General features: G+C 68.6%; 4 protein-coding genes. All 4 read right to left on the reverse strand.

Annotation, left to right across the window (positions count from 1 at the left end; translation table 11 throughout):
- The coding region (locus FJY88_12215; GenBank protein MBM3288099.1) for a 2,3,4,5-tetrahydropyridine-2,6-dicarboxylate N-succinyltransferase at window positions 1–330 on the reverse strand (330 nt) is incomplete at its 3' end.
- Window positions 327–1,364 carry an aminotransferase class I/II-fold pyridoxal phosphate-dependent enzyme gene (locus FJY88_12220; GenBank protein ID MBM3288100.1) on the reverse strand — a complete coding sequence of 346 codons (1,038 nt, stop codon included), beginning with the start codon at window positions 1,362–1,364 and terminating at the stop codon, window positions 327–329. The genes FJY88_12220 and FJY88_12215, both read right to left, overlap by 4 nt.
- Window positions 1,365–1,471: 107 nt before the next feature.
- Entirely contained in the window at window positions 1,472–2,653 is a 1,182-nt protein-coding gene (gene dapE, locus FJY88_12225) for a succinyl-diaminopimelate desuccinylase (protein MBM3288101.1), read from the reverse strand.
- Window positions 2,650–4,200: a hypothetical protein gene (locus FJY88_12230; GenBank protein ID MBM3288102.1), complete on the reverse strand. Its 1,551-nt coding sequence runs from the start codon at window positions 4,198–4,200 to the stop codon at window positions 2,650–2,652. The genes dapE and FJY88_12230 overlap by 4 nt, the downstream gene beginning before the upstream one ends.
- Window positions 4,201–4,347 lie beyond the last annotated feature (147 nt).

The raw sequence follows: 4,347 nt of genomic DNA on the forward strand, positions 1-4,347 counted from the left end.
CTCGAGGAAGGCTCCGTAGCGGATCATCCCGGGCGGCACCAGGCGGATCCCCTGCGCCTCGAGGCCGCGCTTGACGGGGACCTTGTCCCGATACTCAAACGGCCCCGCCAGCAGAGTCTGCGCGGGGGTCTGCCTGAAGTAGAGGAGCACGGCCATGCGGACCCAGGCATTGACGATCCAGCCGTCGGGCCCGGGCTCGGCGACGCGCGCCTCTCCCCGATCGAGCATGTCGATCGCACGCGCCACGGCCTCTCGCGCCGGGGGCGTCTCGGCGAACTCGGGCTCCGCGAAGGCGCGGGCGATTGCGGCGATGAGATCTTCTCGCTTCACAAGACCCTCTCGAGAATGGCCGCGGCCTCGAGACAGAGCTCGAGCGTAGGCACGAGCGCCATCCGGACATATCCTTCGCCGCCGGCGCCGAAGTAGTTCCCGGGAGTGAGAACGAGGCCGTGCTCGAGCATCCTCGATGCGAACGACTCCGATGTCAGCCCCGCGGGAACCCGCGCCCACAGATAGAAGGTCGCCGCGCCGCCGGCGACGCGGAGCCCCTTGCGGGCCAGGACAGACAGGAGGACTTCCCTCTTGGCCCGGTAGAGGTCGCGCTGCTCGGCCACGTGCGACTCGTCCCCCCATGCGGCCGCGGCGGCCGACTGGATGAAGAGCGGCGTCGCGACTCCCTGGCTCGGCCGCACGGTGCGCAGCATCGAGATCAGATCGGGATCTCCCGCGATGAAACCGCTCCGATATCCGGTCATCGCCGAGCGCTTGGAGAGCGTGTTGAGGACGACGAGCCCCTCCACGCCGGCCTGAAGGGCGGAGGCGGGCGGGGCATCGAACCAGAGCTCGCTGTAGGCCTCGTCGCTGGCGACCCAGAAGCCGTGCTCCTTGGCGAGACGCAGGGCCTTGCGGTAGAGATCGAGGGGGGCGACGGCACCGGTCGGGTTGTGCGGATAGTTGAGCCAGAGAAGCGCCGTCCGCTCGAGCGTCTCCCGCGGGATCGCGTCCAGATCCGGGACGAAGCCGTCCTCCACCCTCAAGGGATAGCGCTCCGCGACCCCTCCCGCGAACCGCGTCCCGATCTCGTAGACGGGGTATGCGGGATCCGGGATCAAGACGACCCGGCGGTCGCCCCGGGCGTCGATGAGCGCCTGGTGCAGGAGATAGATCGCCTCCTTGGAGCCGTTCGAGGGCAGGACATGGAGTTCGGGGTCGAGATCCGCATCGAAGCGCCGGCGTATCCATCCTGCGATGGCGCGCCGCAGGACGGGCGTCCCCGCCGCGGGCGGATACCCCGCGCGCTCGGGAAGCCCGCCGAGGAGCGCCTGACGGACCAGGGCGGGCGTGCGCTCCTGGGGATCCCCCATCCCGAAGTCGATGATGCGGACTCCGCGCGCGGCGGCCGCGCGTTTGGCTTCCTCAAGCCGGACGAAGGGATAGGTCGCCAGCGTGTGAAACGCCGGGTTGCGCGGCCTCACGGTCGCCCCCCGCGGGCTCCTCGACCGAGCCCGAATGGGCCGTCCCCCGCGAGAAACCACATGAGGGTCTCGATGCAGCTCTCGATCGATCGCAGATCGATTCGCTCGTCGTCCCGATGGGAGAGATGCGGGTCTCCGGGACCGAAGTTCAGAGAGGGGATCCCGCGCTCGCTGAACTGGGCGACATCGGTCCAGGCCTGCTTGGCGCGGCTCGGCCTGCCGCTCCCCTCGAGGAACGCGGCGAAGAGCGGCCGCTCGAGCGGCACGTCCCCCGAGGGGGCCTCGTCGATCAGGCGGATCTCCGCGGCATCGCCGGCCAGCGCGAAGGCCGCCGCCTTCCCCCTCGCCCGATCCCATCCGGGCGGATAGCGGTAGTTCAAGCCCGCCGTGACTTCGGCCGGGATCACATTCCGCGCCGTGCCGGCGCGCAACATCGTGACCGAGGCGGTCTCGCGGAAGGAGTAGGTCCCCACCACGTGATCGATCGGATCCATCTCGGCGATTCGCTTGAGCCAGGGAAGCGCTTCGTGGATCGCGTTCCTGCCGAGCCAGGGGCGCGCGCTGTGGCAGGCCTCGCCGCGAAAGACGATGTCGAGGTTCACGACGCCGAGACACCCGACCTCGACATGCGTGTCCGTCGGCTCGAGGAGGATCGCGAGCTCCGCTTCCCGCGCCCAACCCGCCGGCCCTTCGAGGAGCCTTCGAAGGTCGTTCGTCTCGATCGGACCCTCCTCCCCCGCATAGAGGATCGCGCCCAGCCTGGCCCACCCGTCCCCGCACGCGCGGGAATCGAGGAGCGAGGCGATCACGGCGAGCCCCCCCTTCATGTCCGCCGCCCCGCGACCCCAGACGACGTTCCCGTCGATCCGAGGCTGCTCGTTGCCGCGAGGTGGAACGGTGTCGAGGTGCCCCGCGACGACCACCAGAGGGCGACGGTCGGAAGCGGGCGGAATCACGACACTGCTTCCATCGAGCACGACGGGACGTCCAGAGCCCGAGAGACGCCCGCAGAGATGCTCCGCCAGCGCTTTCTCTTGCCCCGTCACGCTGGGGATCCTCAGGAAGGCGATCAGATCGTCGAGCGGCTGCATCAATGGGGAAGGGTAGACGGAGGAGAGGGAGGACGCAATTCCCCCGGCTCCCCTGTCGGCAGAACGTGTGTGGATCCGGTCGATCACCGCCTCAGGCGCAAGAGGACCGCATATGGCTCCTCGATCTCGAAGGCCGGCTCGAAGCGCGTCTGCTCGGCCACGACGGCCGGGATGAGGAAGCGCTTGACGTCGTCATAGGGTATGGGGGCCAGGACGACGTAGTCGGCCCCCTCCCGGTCCATCCACTCGAGCATCTTCTTCGGATCGGCCTCGCGCGGGAAGGTCACCACGCGCCGCCCCGTGACGTAGCGCAGGATCGCCGGCTTGCGGTCGACGATCAGATCGTCCGGCTTCGTGCGCGTCTTGATCCACTCGGCGATCTTGAAGTAGGCGTTCCAGTCCGGGGGGTAGCTCTGGACCTTCTGCGAGAGGATCGCCTGGTTGCGAATGCCGAGGAGGATCCAGAGGACGAGAAGGACCGCGGCCGCCGTCTGCGCCCGCCTCACTCTCCGTCGCAGGCGCTCGGCCAGCCAGAGAAGGCCGCGGAAGAGCAGGAGGAGGAAGAGCGGAAGGACGGGGACGAGGAATCGCAGGCCCGACCAGACCTCCGGCCACATCAGGGTGATGATCGTGTAGAGAACGAGATAGAGGCCGAGCGGCTCCCGCTTGCGGATCGCGAGGACGAGCCCGATCGCCATGAGGGCGAGCGGGACCAGCCCCACGAACCAGGGCAGGAAGTGGTAGCGGCGCTCTGGGGAATCGTACGTCCAGCGGAAGATCACAGGGAGCAGGCCCGTCGGGATCTCCCCCAGCAGGTAGACCTTGACGTTTCCGGCGATGCGGGTGACCCAGCCCGCGAGATCGAGCACGCCGAACTCGGGGAAGATCGGATTGACCTGGATGAGTTGCCGGAAATAGGGATTCCTGGGCCCGAGGAGGACCCTGAGGGCCCAGGGCAGGAAGAGCAGGCCCGAGAGGCCGGCGAAGATCGCCCGCGGCCTCCAGCCGGGCCGCCGGTCGATGAGAACGGCGATCGCGAGCGCGGCCCAGAGGGCGAGACCCACGCTCCTCGTGTAGAAGGTCGCCGCAGCGGCGAGCGCGGCGAGGATCGCGAAGCGGGCGCCGCCTTGCGACTTCATCCGATCGAGGGCCTCGAGCCCCAGGAGCGAGAAGAGCAGATACGGGATCTCGGACATCACGTAGTGCCCGAACTCCAGAACGGGGACGAGGGTCATCGCGACCCAGGCGACCGGCTCCCCCCAGCCGCGCGGCAGCAGAGAGCGGGCGCGGCGCAGGAGAAGAAGGCCGGAGGCGGCGTGGAGGATCGCGACGAAGATCTTCTGCGGGAGGAGCGCGAGTCCAAAGGCCGCCTGCGGGAGAACGAGCAGCCAAGCGAAGAAGGGAGGGTACTTCGGGCTCGCCCAGAGCCGACCCTCCCGCGCGGCCTGCGCGAGGTTGATGTACTCGACGTTGTCCCCGTTGATGTAGAGCTTCGGATCGAACGTGAGAATGCTGGAGAGGACGATGAGGCAACCCCAGAGGAGCATCCAGCCTCGCTCGCCCAGGGGCGGATTGGACCGGGGCGCTTGCGCTCCCTTGTTCCTTCCGCTCTGCGAGGAAGATGTCGCCTTCACCGTGCCTCTCGCTCTCGCGGGTGGAGCAGGAGACGAGCCGGGTGCCGTCGAGCGAGAACATCGGGAGACCGTCGAAGGACTCCTGCGAGCGACCGCCTGCGCATCCGGCAACCTCCGATCTCGGGGCGGGCCCGACCTGGCATCTTA

Source organism: Candidatus Eisenbacteria bacterium (genome assembly GCA_016867495.1).
Taxonomy (GTDB): Bacteria; Eisenbacteria; RBG-16-71-46; order CAIMUX01; family VGJL01; genus VGJL01.

Bases quoted from the DNA above. Each gene is read 5' to 3' on its own strand.
- FJY88_12220 (MBM3288100.1), bottom strand. From the start codon at position 1,364: ATGGGGGATCCCCAGGAGCGCACGCCCGCCCTGGTCCGTCAGGCGCTC.